Raw genomic sequence first — 1,189 nt, forward strand, 5'->3', positions numbered from 1 at the left:
GCGTATCTAACGAAACGCAGTCCTCTTGCTTCCAGTTCTTTATCCAGTTCGTTCAACATAATGTTACTTAGAAGTGGACTAAGGTTGCCTCCTTGCGGTGTTCCAACTGGTGTATCTTCATATTTGCCATGGACCATCACTCCGCTTACGAGATATTTCCGTATAAGGGAAATTACATCTCCATCGTTTATTGTATGGGAGATAATTCTCATCAATTTGTCGTGATGCACCGTATCAAAGAATCGTTCTAGGTCAATATCTACTAACCAATCACATCCGTCATTCATATATTCCAACGCTTGGATGATTGCCATCTCACAACTTCTTCCAGGACGGAAACCAAAGCTGTATTCGCTGAATTGTTTTTCGAATATTGGACTCAGTTTTTGACTGATTGCTTGTTGTACCACTCTGTCGACAACCGTTGGAATACCTAGTTTACGCATTTTTCCATTTTCTTTTGGAATCTCTACTCGCAGTGCTGGCAAAGGTTGATATTTCCTTTTCCGGATTTGAGCACGAAGTTCATCCTTATGTTCTTTCAGATACTCTTTCAATTCTTCTATACTCACTCCATCTACTCCACTTGCACCTTTGTTGCGATAAACGCGCTTATAGGCTTGATTCATATTCTGGTTGCTTAAAATCTCTTCTAAAAGCTCCACACTCGTTTCTTCCTTTCCTTTCATGTGACGGTATGACACTTCGATTTTGAGTACCCTCTGAGATACGCTCATACTATCCTCATTAACACATTCTGAAGTATATCCACCGTGCATTCATGGTGTAGAAACACTATAAATTGTTCAGCCCTTCATGATTTCATCACTACTATGGCTTCGGCTGACTTCTCGCGATAAACCTTTTTCGACCAGCTTTCTTTATAGGGGACTCCTCAACTGTCCGCGAGACCTCCCAGGGTAAGACAACTATCTTTCTTCTTTTACTCGCCTGATTTACTCTGTAGGATTACGCACATCTTTTGGACTTTGACTTGTTGTGGAGTCTTATCCGCCTACAAAGCCTTGGTATCAGATTTCTATTCGTCGAGCCAAGATTTTGATACACGCTTCCTTCAGCCCTCACCTCGCGGTAAGTACCTTGCGTTTCTCTAGTGGTTAGTTGATGTGTACCTCCACAGTGGACTTTCACCACCTAGATAGTCGCCATGCCTGGCGCACACAAAAAA

Annotated in this window: 1 protein-coding gene; it reads right to left on the reverse strand. The window is 42.1% G+C overall.

The window, feature by feature from the left end:
- Positions 1-665: reverse transcriptase domain-containing protein (locus SAY88_RS24515; RefSeq protein WP_336821706.1), on the reverse strand; the 665-nt coding region annotated here is incomplete at its 3' end.
- Between the last annotated feature and the right edge of the window lie 524 nt (positions 666-1,189).

Source organism: Halalkalibacter flavus (assembly GCF_036663575.1).
Classification (GTDB): domain Bacteria; phylum Bacillota; class Bacilli; order Bacillales; family Bacillaceae_D; genus Halalkalibacter; species Halalkalibacter flavus.